The 16,404-nt window shown below is 53.8% G+C and carries 11 protein-coding genes; 6 read left to right on the forward strand and 5 right to left on the reverse strand.

Annotated elements, in window-relative coordinates; genetic code table 11:
* Positions 1–47 precede the first annotated feature (47 nt).
* A complete protein-coding gene (gene dinB / locus Q334_RS0106145; protein WP_035460881.1) occupies positions 48–1,130 on the forward strand; it encodes a DNA polymerase IV in 1,083 nt (360 codons plus the stop codon).
* Here the strand turns inward: dinB and Q334_RS18230 are convergent.
* Entirely contained in the window at positions 1,127–3,667 is a 2,541-nt protein-coding gene (locus Q334_RS18230; RefSeq protein WP_162157418.1) for an EAL domain-containing protein, read from the reverse strand. The genes dinB and Q334_RS18230 overlap by 4 nt on opposite strands.
* Before the next feature lie 145 nt (positions 3,668–3,812).
* On the opposite strand from Q334_RS18230, the gene caiE reads away from it, so the two are divergent.
* Complete coding sequence (gene caiE / locus Q334_RS0106155) at positions 3,813–4,412, forward strand: carnitine operon protein CaiE (RefSeq protein WP_027312439.1); 600 nt, start codon at positions 3,813–3,815, stop codon at positions 4,410–4,412.
* Positions 4,413–4,496: 84 nt separating this feature from the next.
* Positions 4,497–6,572, forward strand: coding sequence for a diguanylate cyclase (locus tag Q334_RS0106160; RefSeq protein WP_162157419.1), 2,076 nt, complete (start codon positions 4,497–4,499; stop codon positions 6,570–6,572).
* Between the two features lie 269 nt (positions 6,573–6,841).
* Here Q334_RS0106160 and Q334_RS0106165 read toward each other — a convergent pair whose 3' ends face one another.
* Positions 6,842–8,605, reverse strand: coding sequence for an acyl-CoA dehydrogenase (locus Q334_RS0106165; RefSeq protein ID WP_027312441.1), 1,764 nt, complete (start codon positions 8,603–8,605; stop codon positions 6,842–6,844).
* 170 nt (positions 8,606–8,775) lie between these two features.
* Positions 8,776–9,888 carry an AraC family transcriptional regulator gene (locus Q334_RS0106170; protein WP_081414358.1) on the reverse strand — a complete coding sequence of 371 codons (1,113 nt, stop codon included), beginning with the start codon at positions 9,886–9,888 and terminating at the stop codon, positions 8,776–8,778.
* Positions 9,889–10,192: 304 nt separating this feature from the next.
* On the opposite strand from Q334_RS0106170, the gene Q334_RS0106180 reads away from it, so the two are divergent.
* From Q334_RS0106180 to Q334_RS18235, 3 genes are all read left to right on the forward strand, one after another.
* Entirely contained in the window at positions 10,193–12,160 is a 1,968-nt protein-coding gene (locus Q334_RS0106180; protein WP_027312444.1) for a DUF1302 domain-containing protein, read from the forward strand.
* A gap of 26 nt (positions 12,161–12,186) precedes the next feature.
* The gene (locus Q334_RS0106185) at positions 12,187–13,536 is read left to right on the forward strand and encodes a DUF1329 domain-containing protein (protein WP_035460882.1); all 1,350 of its coding nucleotides are present in this window, start codon (positions 12,187–12,189) and stop codon (positions 13,534–13,536) included.
* Between the two features lie 162 nt (positions 13,537–13,698).
* Positions 13,699–14,652, forward strand: a complete 954-nt coding sequence (locus Q334_RS18235) for a universal stress protein (protein WP_027312446.1) — start codon at positions 13,699–13,701, stop codon at positions 14,650–14,652.
* Positions 14,653–14,679: 27 nt separating this feature from the next.
* Here Q334_RS18235 and Q334_RS0106195 read toward each other — a convergent pair whose 3' ends face one another.
* Together Q334_RS0106195 and Q334_RS0106200 are read right to left on the reverse strand one after the other, a co-directional pair.
* On the reverse strand, positions 14,680–15,468 hold the full coding sequence (locus Q334_RS0106195) for an inositol monophosphatase family protein (protein WP_027312447.1): 789 nt from the start codon (positions 15,466–15,468) through the stop codon (positions 14,680–14,682).
* Between the two features lie 70 nt (positions 15,469–15,538).
* Positions 15,539–16,369, reverse strand: a complete 831-nt coding sequence (locus tag Q334_RS0106200) for a 5'-nucleotidase, lipoprotein e(P4) family (RefSeq protein WP_027312448.1) — start codon at positions 16,367–16,369, stop codon at positions 15,539–15,541.
* Between the last annotated feature and the right edge of the window lie 35 nt (positions 16,370–16,404).

Below are 16,404 nucleotides of genomic sequence, written 5' to 3' on the forward strand. Positions count from 1 at the left end.
CCGCCAGGCTCGCAAAATAACTGGATTCTTATCCAGTTATTTTGCTTATGAGCGATCAGCCCCAGCGTAAAATCATTCACTTTGACTGCGACTGTTTTTTTGCCGCAGTTGAAATGCGTGACAACCCGGCCTGGCGCGATATTCCGCTGGCCATTGGCGGTGACCCAGGCCGACGCGGGGTGATTGCCACCTGTAACTATCCCGCCCGGCGCTTTGGCGTGCGCTCTGCTATGGCCAGTGCCCATGCCTTAAAACTCTGCCCTGACCTACTGCTGATCCCCGGCAACATGGCCAAGTATCGTGAAACCAGCCAGGGCTTTCGTCGCATTCTGGAAGACTACAGCGAACAGATTGAACCCCTGTCTCTGGATGAAGCCTTTATTGATGTCAGCGGCAGCCACCTGCACCAGGGCAGCGCCACCCTGATAGCCGAAGAAGTCAGACAACGGGTGCGCGAAGAACTGGGAATTACCGTCTCAGCGGGGGTCGCACCGAATAAGTTTCTCGCCAAAGTGGCCAGCGATTGGCACAAACCCGACGGCATCATGGTGATCCGTCCCGATCAGGTGGAAGCATTTGTTGCCGCCTTACCGGTGGAAAAAATCTGGGGGGTGGGCAAAGTCACCGCCGAAAAACTGCATCGCCTGGGCTTGTTTTACTGCCGTGATGTACAGGCCTGGGGACTAACGCGCCTGCAGGAACAACTGGGGCCACGCCTGGCAGAGCACCTGCACCGTTATAGTCATGGCCGGGATGAGCGCCCACTGGAAACAGCCCACACCCGTTTAAGCCTGAGCGTTGAGCACACCTATGCGGTGGACTTACCGGATTTAGCTGCCTGCCAGGCAGCCCTGCCCGCCCTGATTGCCGAGCTGGAGCAACGCCTGGCACGGCGTCAGGAACGCCCACGCATTAGTGGCCATCTGGTTAAATTGAAATTTGCTGACTTTCAACAAACGACGGTGGAACGCCAGTTAGGCCGGCCCGATGCCGACTATGGCGCCCTGTTAGAAGCCGCCTGGCAACGAGGGGAACGGCCTGTGCGCCTGATTGGCGTTGGAGTGCGTTTAGCCCAAGACCAGGACGGCAGTGCAACCTGGCAACAACTGAGCCTGTGCTGGGACGATTAACCGGGTATTTCCAGCTTGGTATGGGGCCGCGAACGGGGTCCTCCGCTAATCACGCTGGCTGGCGCCAACCACTTTTCCGCTTCGTTATGCGGCATGGGTTTGGCAAACCAAAAACCCTGGGCCTCATCACAGGCCTCCTGTAGCAGAAAGTCACGTTGATCATGGGTTTCCACCCCCTCTGCGATCACATTCAGGCCCAAGCCATGGGCAAGACTGATAATTGTGCTGGTTAACTGAATATCATCGCCATCCAACGGGATACCGCGAATAAAACTGGCATCAATCTTCAAGGCATCCACCGGCAAACGCTTGAGATAACTGAGACAGGAATAGCCGGTACCGAAGTCATCAATGGCAATGGAGTGCCCTTGCTCACGCAGCCCAGAAAGCACCTTGAGTAGATGATCCGCCTCGGCGGGGATAAAGCTTTCCTCGGTGATCTCCAGCTCCAACCAACGGGCCGGAATACCGTGCTGCTCCATAACCCGCCGCAACTGCAACGCCAGACCTCGGTTACGCAGATCCTGCACTGAGAGGTTGATCGCCACCGGCACAATTTTATAGCCCTGCTCCAACCACTGACGCTGTTGGCGACACACCTCGTCCATCACCCAATGGGACAGCTGCGGCATCAAGCCTAACTCATCCGCCAAGGGCAAAAAGCTGGCAGGCGAGCGCATGCCTTCTGCCGAGGGCCAGCGCACCAGCGCCTCAAACCCGGTTAACTCCCCGGTCGCCAGCGCAGTACGTGGCTGGTAATAAAGCTGAAAGTGATGTTTATTCAATGCCTTACGTAGGGCCCCTTCCAAACTCATCTTGGCGTGATTGTTTGCCTCCAGCTCCGCCTTGTAGAGACTGTAAGCGTTACGCCCACGCTCTTTGGATTTGTACATGGCTACATCCGCCGCTTTCAGCAGACGCTCCGAGCTGTCTCCATCCTGGGGATAACAGGCGATGCCGATACTGGAGGAAACGTAGAGGTCACGCCCACCGATCTGCACCGGTGCCTCCAATACCTTAAGGATACGCTTGGCCAAGCCCACCGCCTCATCAATGTGATTGAGCTCCGGCACCAGAATGGTGAACTCATCTCCCCCCAGACGCGCCGCCGTATCCCCTTCACGCAGACTCACCTTCAGACGCTTGGCAACGATCTGCAGTACCTTATCGCCAATGCTATGGCCCAGGCTGTCATTGATACGCTTAAACATATCCAAATCGAGAAACAACAACGCCAACTGGTGCTGATGACGATGGGCATTGGCAATCGCCATCTGCAGGCGATCCTGGAATAAACGACGATTAGCCAGGCCAGTCAGTTCATCAAAGTAAGCAAGACGTTTAATTCGTTCTTCAGAGGCTTTGCGATCCGATATATCACTGAAGATGGCGGCATATTGACGCACCTTGCCCTGTTCATCATAGATTGCAGTGATACTCAACCACTCCGGATAAATTTCGCCGCTCTTGCGCTTATTCCAAATTTCCCCTTGCCAGAAACCCTGCTCATCAATCGTGGCCCACATGTTTTCGTAGAATGCTTTGGAGTGCTGACCAGAGCTGAGGATGTTGGGAGTCTGTCCCAGGGCTTCATCGGCGGAATAGCCCGTCAGTTCCGTAAAGCGTGGATTAACTGAAATGATAATGCCCTTAGCATCGGTAATCAGAATCGCATCCAGCGATACCTCTATCACTTTTTGCGCTAAGCGCAGGTTATCCAGCGACTGACGCAGCGCCTGATCACGCTCATCCAAGGCCTGCTGCAAGCGTGTGACATATTCATATTCAATACTGGCGAGGATGTCGGCATAGGAAAGCAGTCCTAACAGTAAGCCTTGTTCATCCTCTACCCCAAGATGGCGGATACCGAGACTCTCCATCAGATTCCGCGCGGCCACCAGAGAGGTTTCCGCTTTCACCCGATGCTGTAGGGGCGTAACCAAGCTAGCCAATGGCTGCTGTAACTTGCCTTGCGCCAGGGCCCGTACACAATCACGTTCGGTCAAAATACCGATCTGCTCCTGTGCCAGACGCACCAACATGGCATCACTGCCCTGACTTAACCAAGCCTCACGATAATCGGCCAAGCAACGCTGGGGCTCACCCCACAGAGGGGCTTTACGCAGTGCCGTACGCACTTCGCGCAGGGTTAGGAAATGCTCGACGCCTTGATGGCGAATCAAATCCGTTAGAGTACAGATGCCCAGAGGCTGCCCCTGCTCATCGACCACGACCAGGTGACGCAATTGCTCACGCTGCATCAACTGCCCGGCCTCACGCAGGCTGGCACTTGCCTTCAGAGTGACCACCGGACTGCTCATAAAACGGCTGATGGGCTGCTGCAGGTCCAAGTGTGCCAAAGGCAAACGGGCCGCATCGTACTCGGTGAAAATGCCCAACACCTGCTGCTCAGCCATCACTACCATGGCACTGCAACGATGCTCGCTCATATTACTGGCAACCTGAGCCAGGGAAGTGGCAGACTCACAACTGAGTAAAGAGCTGCGCACGACCTCCTTGAGAGTTATTCCGCTCATTTCATCAGACATCCTGCTGACATCGGTCTGCTCTTTTCCCATTTCCCTGTTACCTGCCCAAATCATGACTAAACTGTTGAACAGAGTCATAGACTCAAATCAACACTATGCTGACGCAGTTCATCAGATCGCCCAGGAGGTGCCTGTGCCAATCTATGCCTTTGAGGGGCTCATCCCCGTGGTGCACCCTAGCGCCTATATTCACCCCACCGCGGTCTTAATTGGCGATGTCATCATTGGCCCAGGCTGCTACGTAGGCCCCTTAGCTGCGCTACGCGGAGACTTTGGCCGCCTAATCCTGGAGGAAGGCGCCAATGTTCAGGATACCTGTGTCCTCCACGGATTTCCCGGTACCGATACTCGCATCGAACCCCATGGACACATCGGTCATGGTGCCGTGCTGCATGGCTGTACGATTGGTCGCGATGCCTTAGTGGGTATGAACGCCGTGATTATGGATGGCGCCGTAATTGGAGCAGAAAGCATCGTAGGTGCGTGCGCGTTTGTCAAAGCCGGTTTCCAGGGCGCTCCCAGGCAAATGCTAGTAGGCAGCCCTGCCAAGGTCTTACGCCAAGTCAGCGATGAAGAACTGCATTGGAAACAACTCGGCACCCAGGAATACCAAGCCCTTGCCCGCCGCTCCATGCACACCCTGCAGGAAGTCGCCCCTTTAGCCGCCGTCGAACCAAATCGCCCACGCTTACAAGGGGTCACGGATGCCCAACCCAAACACCAGAACAACTAACGCCCCGGGCAGCGCCCAGTGGCTGGCTTGGCAGGTAAAAGCTGTTAGACTCAGCGCTGACTTTCTCTGAGTATGCCTGCGCCTATGCTGTCTTCGCGTCAAGTCTCTCTGTTTGGTCTGGCTCTGGCCGTATGCTTTATGGTGCTGCTGATTCTGGCACTCTTTACTACCCGCAGCCTACTAGAGAATGAACACCTAGCCTATGAGCGGGTACGCCTGCAGACAGCGCTTGATAACGAAGCCAGACTGCTGCGTAAAAACACCCTGGATCACAGCTGGTGGGATGAAACCTATGCAGCGGTGAATAATGGCATTAATACAGCTTGGCTAAGTGACACTCTCTCTGCCAATACCTTGCACCTCCTCAATGCCGAAGGGGTAGCTGTTTTTAACCCAGATGCCGAACCACTATTTAGTCGTCTGCTGAGCCCTGAGCTAGCCAGTCAGCCTATCCAGCGCATTCAGCAATGGCTACGGCAACAGCGCTTTAGCTGTCCCCACCCTGATGAAAATCCACCCGATTGGCAACATGCACGCATCAACTGGCTCATTGATGGTGAATATGCCCTGTTAGCCAGTGCCGCGGTGATTTCACCCACTGCCCAACAGCTCGACTGCAAGCGCGTCTATACCCTGGTGTTTTGGCAAGTGCTGGGACCTGCACAGTTAAATGAACTGGCACAAAACTATGCTTTTAATTCTCTGCGCTTCCAGGCTGCCACTGCCACCATCGAATTACCTGACAATGCCCTGGCCTTAGGTGAGGCAGGCTTACTCTTTTGGCAGAGCACGCCACCCACCAGTGCGCCAATTAACAAAGCCCTATTATTAGCGGCGATTTTAACCCTAGCGGTGGTGTTGCTTGGCTGGATTTTGCAACGCCAACTGCGCAATAACGATCGCTACTTTTTGGAATTGTTTGAGCGCAATCGCTCCATTCAGCTCTTGGTTCGCCCCCAGGATGGCCGTATTCGTTTAGCCAACCGTGCCGCCGATGCTTTCTACGGTTTTCCATCCGGTGAGTTGGAGTGCCTGTCGCTGTTTGATCTCAATGGAGATCCCCATAGCGATCCCTTAGCGTTGTTACAGGGACAAAACCCTAGCCAATGTTATCAACGCTTATGGAATGGCTCAGTGCGTCTGGTGGAGATTCACTCTGGACAACTGGTACGAGCGGGGGAGCCGCTACTGTATTTGATCGTGCACGATATCACCCAAACGCTGGAAGCCCGGGAAGCGCTCTCACGTAGCGAAGCACGCTATCGCACCATTATTGAAGATGCCAGCCTCGGTATCCTGCAGCTGGATGAACAGGGCAATATTCTGGAAGCTAACCCAGCATTCAGCCAAATGCTTGGCTATCACCCCCGTGCACTGCATGGTTGGCTATGGACTGACTTAGTACATCCAGATGAGCAAGAGGCGACCCTGCGCACCTTTAACGCCCTACAAGAACGGATCACCCCCAAACTCAGCCACCAGCAACGCTTCCAGCATTCCCAGGGGCAAATTATCTGGGCACAAGTCAGTATTAGCCCCATTGAAATCGGGGATTCAGAACTGTCCTTCGTGGCGATGGTGGAAAACATCAATGAGCGCATCCAGCTCCAACAACAATTGCAGGAATTGGCACATCGCGATCCCTTAACCGGCCTGCATAACCGACGCGCCCTGGAAGATTTTGCCAAACGTGAACAGGCCTGGGGCAAACGTCATGGGCAGCCTATCTGCATTATGATTGCCGACCTTGACCACTTTAAAAAGGTTAACGACACCTATGGCCATGGGGTGGGAGACATCGTACTGCAACACTTTGCTGACATCTGCCGTGACACCATGCGGGACACCGATATCGTTGGCCGCTGGGGCGGAGAAGAATTTGTCATGCTACTGCCCCACACCGATCTGAAAAAAGCCTTAATGGTGGCAGGTCGACTGCGCCAGGCGGTTGGTCGTCATGTCACCCAGACCGATGAGCATCAGCTGCAAGTCACCGTTAGCATTGGCTTAAGCCAGTGGCATACTGCCCAGGAAGAGTTAGTTACAGCTTTGGAGCGGGCCGATGCCGCGCTTTATAACGCCAAACGCAATGGCCGTAACCGCGTAGAGTGTGACTATCATGCCCCTAAGGGCAACCACCTACCGCACATTGACCTGTAACTGCAGTGATCAAAAGAATGGCCGGCACTAGGGCCGGCCCAACGGGGGATGACAGCTATGGGCTAACGCCCTCACTGCACAACGAAAGCAACCTTCTATCTGTACGCTCTATCTGTACGCCCTATCTATTACCCATCTATCCAATACGATCACTGCGTCTATGCGCTTAGCACGGATCCACTACTCGCCATTCTTCTACACCCAGCCAGGCTGCAATGTGATTCTGCAGGCGTTTGGTGTAGCTAGCCCCCGTAAGAGGGCGAGCAGGTTTAAAACAACTGATCATCCAAATCCATGACCACCTCTTCACCGGCATTCACCGCCGCGGCCAACGCCTGCACACGGGGTAGCAAATGCTGGCAATAAAAATGGGCAGATGCCTGTTTGCTGGCATAAAGGGGATGACTGGGCTCAGCCAACAGCGCCGCAGCGCCCTTAAGCATCAGCCAACCACCACAGAGATAACCATGAAGCATTAATAACGGTGTACTAACCACGGCCGCCAACTGTGGGCGACTTGAGCCCTGTTGTAACAACTGTTGTGATAGTGCCTTAGCCTGTGCCAGCGCCTGATTAAAGGCCATCACATCAGCCTGGGGCAGCGCCTGCCATGCACTGGCATCCTCCTCCATCTGCTGATACAACGCCATTAACGCTTGGCCACCGTCGGCTTGCAACTTGCGCCCAACAAAGTCCAGGGCCTGGATCGCCGTGGTTCCCTCATAAATGGTCAGAATGCGCGCATCACGATAGTGCTGGGCCGCACCCGTTTCCTCAATAAAGCCCATACCGCCGTGAATTTGCACTCCCAGGTAGGTCACCTCCTGTGCCAGCTCAGTTAACCAAGCTTTAACGATGGGGGTATACAACTCGACCCGCACCTGATGTTTGCGTGCCTGCTCAGCATCCGCGGCAGCTTTCACCCAATCCACTTCCGCCGAGGCCACATAAGCCAAAGCACGCATTGCCTCAATGCTGGACTTCATGGTCAGCAGCATGCGTCTGACATCAGCATGTTTAATGATAGGCACACGGGTTTTACGATCCGGGCCATAACCCTGCATCCGTTCGCGGGCATAGGCCAGCGCCTGCTGGTAAGCTCGCTCCGCGACCCCCAACCCCTGCAACCCAACCCCTTGGCGGGCATGATTCATCATGGTAAACATGCAGGCTAAGCCTTGATGCGCCTGCCCTACCAAATAACCAACCGCTCCCTGCTCATCGCCATAACTCATGACACAGGTCGGACTACCATGAATCCCCAATTTGTGCTCAAGCGCCACCGCTTTCAGGTCATTACGCGCCCCTAGACTGCCATCTTGATTAACCAGGTATTTCGGCACCACGAATAGCGAAATACCCTTCACCCCAGCCGGGGCATCAGGCAAGCGAGCCAACACCAGATGAACGATATTCTCGGCGCAATCATGTTCGCCCCAGGTAATGAAGATTTTCTGTCCACTAATCAGGTAGTGATCCCCCTGGGGCACCGCCTTCGCCTTAATGGCCGCCAGGTCTGAGCCGGCATCGGGCTCAGTCAGGTTCATGGTGCCGGTCCACTCACCACTAATCAGCTTGGTCAGGTAGGTTTGCTTGAGTGCTTCACTAGCATGGTGGCTGAGGGCCTCAATCGCCCCTTGCGTCAACAGCGGATTGAGTGAGAAGGCGAGGTTAGCACTTTGCCAAATTTCCATCACGGCAGTACCCAGTACATTCGCCAGCCCTTGTCCGCCGTAGCGAGGGTCAGCGGCTAAGCCTACCCATCCTCCTTCGACAAAAGCCCGATATGCTTCGGCAAAGCCGGGTGCGGTGGTAACTTGATTATCCGCTGACAAGCTGGAACCCTGCTGATCACCTATTCGATTAAGGGGTGCCAGCACATCTCCCCCCAGACGTCCGGCTTCCGCCAGCACCGCCTCCACCAATTCAGGCGACATTTCTTCTTGCCCAGGCAACTGGCAAAGCCGCTCAAGGCCCACCAAATGCTCCAGCACAAACTTCATTTCTTGCTCAGGATAACGGTATTCCAGCATCGCTCTTCCACCCGTAATGGCCCTCTGATACCGACGAATGCCGGCTTGGCGGGGCTTTTGATCAGGCTATTGAGGATGCGGCGAGAGCGGCAGGCGCTCAATAACAATTCCTGCCGTTTTTACTGACAATTTAAGCCAGGAGAGGGGAATAACCCGGCCTATCTGGGAAATCAGGAGACCGTTTCAGCGCCGCGGGTTTTATCGAGATGATGCTCATACTCTTGCCAGCGCACCTTTTGCCGATACTCTCCCGGCGTGAGCCCCGTCCATTTTTTGAAGGAGCGGAAAAAGGCACTCGGTTCATCAAACCCCATTAAGGAGGCCACATCATTAATGCTCAGATGAGGGGAGTTCATGTAATTGAGCGCCGCTTCTTTACGACACTCATCTTTGATTTTTTGATAAGAAGTGCCCTCATCCAACAGACGTCGGCGCAGGGTCGAAATCGACATATTCAGTTGTGATGCGACTTCCTCCGCGCTGGGCATTTCGCGGCTGAAATCCTTACCCAACATGGCCGTAATCTGAGCCTTCAGGCTACCGCCTTCATCCACCATCACAATCAATTGATAGGGTGCCGCCTTTAAGAAACCACGCAAGGACTCTTCCGTCTGCACCAAAGGCAAATCGAGGTACTGGGAAGGAAACACCAGCACATTATCATGCTGATTAAACTTCACCTCGGAATGGAACAAACGACGATAGTGTTCCGTATCATCCGACTCCGGAAAGCTGAAATACACTGCTTTCAATTCCAGCCGCCGACCAATCAACCAACTGATAAAGTGATGCCAAACCGATAATGTAGTCCGGGTGCTAATCGGTGACTCCTCGGCCACCAACTGTTCCAGCGTATCCTGTGGCTGCGAATCTAAAGGTGCAAAGCTAAGCTTGGCGTAACGCCCTTTACGCACTAGCACAGGCTTAATTCGCGACCCCCGCACAATCTCGTAAAAATCACTGCAACGACGCAGCGCCTTTTCCAGATTAGGCGAATGGATAATGGCATAGCACATCATCCGGAATGTGCCATTAGGCACCTTCCCACCACTGAGCATACCGAAAGACTCATCCTGCATGACCCACATGATGCGCTGATAAAGCGTTCCGAACTTACGCGCGGAAAACTCATTGCCCTGTTCCAACTCCTCCAGTTCCACCCCCACCGAGCGCAACAATGAAGGTACGTCATAGCCCTGCTTAGCCACGAGGCCCAACAGATAACGCACATAACCGATCGGCACAGTAATGGTTTTATCAATGCTATTCAGATTGTCTCGCATGCAGTCTATCCCTCGCTGCCTGATCATCCCGTTCGAGCAGGTTTGTTAGCCAAAAGTCTGATAAGGCTGCCTCAACCTCCCCCTTTCTGGCAAGAGACTTTGACAGAGCGCTGGCTGGATTCTAAACCAATAAGGTAAAGCTTACGCAGCACAGGGAAGCGGCTCTTTTTGTCAGTGATTTTGAAAAAAAATGTCATTGCGACCCTCCGGTGCTTCATCAAGACTTGAACCAGCAGGTTAGCAACACTCTGTTGCACTAACAGACAATGGCTATTCCTTATCCTAGGACCACGTAGGTGCACCCATGGCAACAAAAATAACAAGGCTCAGTGCTGGCACGCCCAGCTTTTCTCCCCGTCCACTCGCGCTCGCTGTAGCAGGCATAACGGCCGTACTCACCGCCGGACAAACTCAAGCTATTGAGTTTAACTTAGGCGAAGTGCAAGGCACCTTTAACTCCAATATTTCCGTTGGCGCCAGCTGGCGAACCGAAAACGCCGATCCTTACTTAATTTCCAAAGCCAATGGCGGTACCGGCCCAGGTGCGGGTAACGATGATGATGGCAACCTTAACTTCCATAAAGGTGAGACCTTCTCCAAAATCATCAAAGGCGTGCATGACCTGGATCTGCGCTATAACAATATCGGTGGCTTTGTACGTGCTAAATACTGGTACGACTTTGAACTGAAAGATGGCCCACGCTCCCATGGCCATACCGGCAATGGTTATGCCAAAGACAAGTCGCTCGACGATGCCAAGTTTGATGACTTTTCCAAATTCTCCGGCTTCGAGTTCCTGGACGCCTTCGTGTATGGCAACTTTGACCTCGGAGGACGCCCCCTTGATGCGCGTTTAGGCCGTCAAGTTGTCAGTTGGGGTGAAGGAACCTTCCTGCAAGGCGGTATCAACACAGTTAACCCGGTTGACGCCAATACTTTCCGTCGTCCTGGTGCCGAGGTTAAAGAGGGCCTGCTACCCGTCAATATGCTCTACGGTAACCTGGGCCTGACCTCTAATCTGAGTGCTGAAGCTTTCTATCAGCTGGAATTCTCCCCCACCGTCGTCGATGGCTGTGGTACCTACTTCTCTGACAACGACTATGGCGCCGAAGGCTGCAATGGTATCCGCGTCTATAACGGCAGCACCGTGATCTCTGGCAACCCGATCCTGAATCCTGCTTACGGCACTCTCGGTCAAGGGGATGAAGCCTACTTTAAGAGCAATTTCGTGGTAAAACGGGACAGTAATGGCGTACGCGAAGCCGATGATCATGGCCAGTATGGTCTAGGTTTGCGTTACTTTGCTGAAGAGCTGAACGGCACCGAATTTGGTCTGTTCTATACCAATCTGCATAGCCGCGTACCGGTCGTTAGCGCTGTAAAAACCACTAGCAACCCTGCCACAACCGCGTTCTCCACTCCTCTTAACACCATTATCAACCTGCCCACTTCGTTTGGTGGTTTTGGTGGTTTAAGCAATTTCCAAGCGGCCCTGGCGGGAGGCAACTCCACTGCTCGCTCGTTATACGGCCTGCACACTTTGGATCAGGCGTCCAAAAGCACTTACTTCACCGAGTACACCGAAGATATCCAGACTCTGGGTCTAAGCTTCAACACCACCGTGGGTGAAGTTGCATTGTCTGGGGAAATCAGCCACAAGCGTGATGTCCCCATGCAGGTCAACGGTACCGCCCTGCTAACCGCCATCGCAACGCTGGGTAACTCCGGCCATGCAGCCCTTGATCAACGGGTACAAAGCACCCCCTATGGCGGCATTATCAAAGGCTATGATCAGTTTGACGTCACTCAGGCACAGGTCACTGCAGTGAAAACCTTTGACCGTGTACTGGGCGCCAGCCAACTGGCTGTTGCCGGTGAGGTGGGCATGATCCATGTTCATGGGTTAGATGAAAGCCCCAACGCCATCAAATATGGTCGTAGCAGTGCCTTCGGTTATACCCCTGGCGACAACGACGGCTTCGTTACCCAAAACTCTTGGGGTTATGCCGTGCGTGCCTCCCTGTCCTATCCTGACGCGGTGGCGGGTATCAACCTGACTCCAACCATCAGCTTTAAGCATGACGTAGAGGGTGTCTCACCCCAACCCGGTGGTGTCTTTAACGAAGGCAGCAAGTCCCTGGGACTGTCAATCGGTGCTGACTATCTGAATAAATACAATGCCAACCTGTCCTGGAACCACTTCTTTGACGGTAAGTACAACACTCTGAAGGATCGGGATTTCGTTTCCGCCAGCTTCGGGATGACGTTCTAATCGGGTGACAGGAAAGAGGACCAACCATGTTTAAACATAAGAACAAGCAATTCTTTATTGCCTCCGCCCTGGCACTAGCCATTGGCGCAGCTCAGGCAGCCGTCTCTCCGGAAGAGGCGGCCAAGCTTGGCACCAGCCTGACCCCGATTGGCGCAGAAAAAGCCGGTAATGCCGATGGAACTATTCCCGCCTGGGATGGTGGCCTGCCAACTAGTAGTGATCGTTACACCAACCCCTATGCCGCTGATCAGGTGCTCTTCACCATCACCGCTGCCAATGCTGCCGAGCACAAAGACAAGTTGTCTCCCGGCCAATTAGCGATGCTGGAGAAGTACCCTGACACTTTCAAGATGAATATCTACCCCAGCCGCCGTAGCGCTGCCTTGCCTGAAAAAATCTACGCAGCAGCCAAGAAAAACGCTACCAGCACCGAACTGGTTGATGGCGGTAACGGCATCAGCAACTTTGATGAGGCCGTGCCCTTCCCCATTCCACAGAATGGTCTGGAAGTCATCTGGAACCACATTACCCGTTATCGTGGCGGCAGCCTGGAGCGGACAGTAATGCAGTCAGCGGTGCATACCAATGGTGAGTTCACTCCAGTGAAGATGTTGGAGCGGATGTCCTGGCCCAAATACCTGGCTGAAGGTGTACAGGATTCGGACAACAACATCCTCTCCTACTTCACCCAGGAAGTATTGGCCCCTGCCCGACTGACCGGCAACATCCTGCTAGTGCATGAGACTCTGAACCAGGTTACCCAACCTCGTCAGGCATGGGTTTACAACGCAGGTCAACGCCGCGTACGCCGTGCTCCTCAGGTGGCTTATGATGCGCCTGGAACTGCTACTGACGGTCAGCGTACCTCGGATAACCTCGACCTTTATAATGGTGCGCCCGACCGTTATGACTGGAAACTGATCGGTAAGCAGGAGATGTACATCCCCTACAATGCTTATAAGCTGGCGGATCGTAATCTGAAGTACACCGACATCGTCCAGGCCGGTCACCTGAATCCTGATCTGCTCCGCTATGAGCGTCATCGGGTGTGGGTCGTTGAGGCCACGCTGAAGCCCGGTGAGCGTCATATTTACGCTAAGCGAGTGTTCTTCATCGATGAGGATACCTGGCAGGTCAGCCTGGTGGATCACTACGATGGTCGCGACCAACTCTGGCGTGTCGCGGAAGGCCATCAGTTCCAGTATCGCGATGTCGATGTGCCCTGGTTCACCGCTGAAACCCTGTATGACCTCCAGTCAGGCCGCTATCTGGTCGGCAGCCTGACCAACGAAGAGGGTCAAGGCTTCCAGTTTGGCATGACCTTCAAGCATGACGACTTTACCCCTCAGGCCATTCGCCGTATGGGTAAACACTAAAGTAATCTGCTTGTTATAACGGAACCCCGGCTTTGTCCGGGGTTCTTGTTTTTTAGCCGGTAGCAAGCATGAAACAGACTGACAAGGGCGCTAACCGGCAAAGGCAAAACAAAGCTGCCATACTGGATGACAACTTAATCTGCACCATGCTAGGGGGCATTCATGCAGCTGCTCAGCAAAATTCTTTGGGTCACCGACCCAGAACAGGATGAACATCCACTGCTCGAACAGGCACTCAGTCTAGCCGACCACCATCAGGCTGAACTTGGTATTCTCTTGGTTCCCAGTCATGCCGAAGAGCTCAGCGATCTGGAACGCATCACCGGCCGGGAAAAGCTTGCTGAACAGTTACGTCAACAGGCCGAACAGCAACTACAAGCCAAGCTGTTAGGGCACAAGGGGCGCACCCCTATTCACTTCCACTGGTCACAGCAGAGCCTCTATAAGGCAGTCGTTGAGCTGGTGGGCCAGCACCAGTATCAATTGGTGCTTAAGCAAGCCAAAGCAGAGAACGGTCTGCGCTCTCATATTTTTGGCTCTCAAGATCAAAGCCTACTGCGCCGTTGCCCATGTCCAGTCTGGCTTAGCAAGCAGCCCGATAATCTGGCCAAGCGGGTACTGGTAGCCGCCATTGATGCTGACCCCGCCCCCCATCAGCGCATGCTAAGCTTGCAAGTACTTGAACTTGCTTACTCTTTGGCCTTGTCAGAAGGTGCCGATTTACACATTGCCTATGCCTGGAAAGCGCCGGGTGAAAGTATGCTCAAATCCGGTCGCCTTGATCTCAATGCACAGGAGCTGGAGAGCTACCTACAAACCAAGCAGCAAGAGCACCAGCAGTGGTTGGAAGAGACTCTGCAAGCTTTTATTAACAGCCAGGACCCGAAGGCTACTGAGTTTCTCTCCCCGCAGTTGCACTTACTCAAGGGAGCTCCTGCCCAAGTTATCCCAGTACTGGCGAAACAACTCAATGCCGGCTTGGTCTTAATGGGAACCGTTGGCCGTACAGGTATCCCCGGTTTATTGATTGGCAACACTGCAGAAGCCATGATCAATCAGCTGGAGTGCTCATTACTGGCGATTAAGCCGACAGACACAGCGCAAGTTGAGCACTAAAGCTATCCCAGCTTAACGAACAGGCCCCTACGCTGGAGGTTGCCCCTCCAGCCGCGCCAACTGCTGCAATAACGGTTGCAGTGAGGTCTTTCCCGCCAACACTGGGCCTGGCTCTCGACTGACCGCCTGCCCCAGACCCCCATGCCATCCTCCCGCTTCTTCCACCAACAATAAGCCGGCTAATACATCCCAAGGCTGGGTACGAGCCTCATAAAAACCATCGACGATACCCGCCGCAGTACGCGCCAGACATAGTGCTGCTGAACCTAAGCGGCGCTGATCCACCTGCTGCTGATACAAATATTCAATCCGCTGCAGATAATGAGATAAGCCTGTCTTAGCGCCAAAGCCCATGTAAATCAGCCCTTGTCCCGGCACTATCTCCGCCGCCATCTGTAAAGGTTGCTGATTGAGCCAGGCGCCATGCCCACGCTGGGCATAAAAGTGCTGTTGATGCACGGGGGCAAAAATCCACCCCTGTTGCACCTGATCCTGCTCCACATAAGCCAGCACCACACACCAGTCCGGTAAACCACGTAAAAAGTTAGTCGTACCATCAATGGGGTCAATCACCCAATAGCCCTGGCTCTCGCCCGGCTGCCAGCCCTGCTCTTCCCCCAGGATGCCATCTTCGGGAAAAGCCGCCTGAATGCACTGGCGCAAGAATTGTTCTACCTGACGATCTGCCTCACTGACAAAGTCCTGCAGTCCCTTTACGTCCACCTGCAACGACTGACGCCGTTGAAAATAGTCCAGTGCCAGCTGTCCTGCCTGAGCAACCCAGGCACTGCCTTTCTCTTTACGCGGATGCATCATGGCTACCTTTTCCTAATCAAACAAAAGGGCAGTATAAACTGCCCTTGCTGCTCTGCCATCGGCGTACTGCTTAGTTGGCCGGCTGCCAACGCTTTAGATGCGCCTTACGCATCTGATCTTTTTCTGCAGCTGATGCCCCCCAGTTACCCTGGTAAATTTCACCTTCCCAATCGCCGTAAGTGGGGTTAGGCAATACGATAAAGAGGTTACCCCAATGAGCTTTATGGGCATCGGTGGCGGCAAAGCGCTCTTCCATATTCTTTTTATAAAAATCGCTATGGAAGTCATTGAGGTTGTCACCCATTAACAGAGCGATGTCAAAATCCTTAGCAACCTGCTGACGCCGGGGTTCTTTATCACTGCTGTCAGTGCGCAATAACAGATGCTGCTCATCAGCATAGGGGAAGCCTAATGCCTGTAGATTTTTCAGGGTGCCTTCCCGACCGACTTCTTTGCGGTTGGTGATATAGAACACCTCCACACCCTTGTCTTTTGCGTAATTGAGGAACTCCGTTGCCCCCGGCATGGCTGTGGCTTCAGCCGCAGCCATCCACTTATCCCAGGTTTCGCTGGAATAACCAAAGTTATTGCCCACCAGATAGGCCTCATAGGCGCTGTTATCAATCACGGTTTCGTCCGCATCGACAATCACCGCCAGCTTTTTCTCCCCTTGCTGAGCGGCCAGTTTGGCATCTAACTGCATCTTAGCAATGTTAAAGGCTTGGTAAGACAGCGCCCGGAACTCAGCGGAAGCCTGCATCCACAGAGTAGCCATCACCAGTTGCTCATTAAGATCTTTGGTGGTGTATTCCGGTGCTTGTGCCGTTTCAGCCCAGACTGGAGTGCTTACGCCTACTACTAACGCCAGTGCCAACGCACTTTTACGTAGACTCAAGGCCATCGTCTTGTCCTCTTCTATTGTTGTTAGAGATAGCC

The sequence above is a fragment of the Balneatrix alpica DSM 16621 genome (assembly GCF_000619885.1).
Lineage (GTDB): Bacteria > Pseudomonadota > Gammaproteobacteria > Pseudomonadales > Balneatricaceae > Balneatrix > Balneatrix alpica.

Excerpts from the sequence above, each read along its gene's own strand:
- dinB (WP_035460881.1), top strand. The coding sequence starts at position 48 with ATGAGCGATCAGCCCCAGCGTAAAATCATTCACTTTGACTGCGACTGT.
- Q334_RS18230 (WP_162157418.1), bottom strand. The coding sequence starts at position 3,667 with ATGAGCGGAATAACTCTCAAGGAGGTCGTGCGCAGCTCTTTACTCAGT.
- Q334_RS0106160 (WP_162157419.1), top strand. The coding sequence starts at position 4,497 with ATGCTGTCTTCGCGTCAAGTCTCTCTGTTTGGTCTGGCTCTGGCCGTA.
- Q334_RS0106165 (WP_027312441.1), bottom strand. The coding sequence starts at position 8,605 with ATGCTGGAATACCGTTATCCTGAGCAAGAAATGAAGTTTGTGCTGGAG.
- Q334_RS0106170 (WP_081414358.1), bottom strand. The coding sequence starts at position 9,888 with ATGCGAGACAATCTGAATAGCATTGATAAAACCATTACTGTGCCGATC.
- Q334_RS0106180 (WP_027312444.1), top strand. The coding sequence starts at position 10,193 with ATGGCAACAAAAATAACAAGGCTCAGTGCTGGCACGCCCAGCTTTTCT.
- Q334_RS0106185 (WP_035460882.1), top strand. The coding sequence starts at position 12,187 with ATGTTTAAACATAAGAACAAGCAATTCTTTATTGCCTCCGCCCTGGCA.
- Q334_RS18235 (WP_027312446.1), top strand. The coding sequence starts at position 13,699 with ATGCAGCTGCTCAGCAAAATTCTTTGGGTCACCGACCCAGAACAGGAT.
- Q334_RS0106195 (WP_027312447.1), bottom strand. The coding sequence starts at position 15,468 with ATGATGCATCCGCGTAAAGAGAAAGGCAGTGCCTGGGTTGCTCAGGCA.
- Q334_RS0106200 (WP_027312448.1), bottom strand. The coding sequence starts at position 16,369 with ATGGCCTTGAGTCTACGTAAAAGTGCGTTGGCACTGGCGTTAGTAGTA.